Origin of the sequence: Actinomadura sp. NBRC 104425 (assembly GCF_030269545.1) — a bacterium.
Classification (GTDB): domain Bacteria; phylum Actinomycetota; class Actinomycetes; order Streptosporangiales; family Streptosporangiaceae; genus Spirillospora; species Spirillospora keratinilytica.
In genome coordinates this window covers 1-255 of the sequence record NZ_BSTN01000157.1, presented here as the reverse complement: position 1 = coordinate 255, position 255 = coordinate 1, and the positions used below count along the sequence as shown (strand labels likewise).

Below are 255 nucleotides of genomic sequence, written 5' to 3'. Positions count from 1 at the left end.
TGAGTTCTCGGTTGTCGTCCTCGGGGTCTTGTGCGGTGCCGTCGATGACGCGCAGTCTGGCTTTGGCGAGGAACTCCAGGCCCATGTAGCGGCGGCCCTCGGTCCACTCGTCGGTCTGCTCCATCAAGACGGCGCCGACGAGGCGGAGGATCGCGGTGCGGTCGGGGAAGATCCCGACCACGTCGGTGCGCCGCCGGATCTCCTTGTTCAGCCGCTCCTGCGGGTTGTTCGACCAGATCTGCCGCCAGATCTGGC

General features: G+C 66.7%; 1 protein-coding gene. It reads right to left on the bottom strand.

Annotated elements, in window-relative coordinates; genetic code table 11:
• A partial coding sequence (locus QSK22_RS33540) for a transposase (protein WP_285498547.1) occupies nt 1-255 on the bottom strand: 255 nt, incomplete at both ends.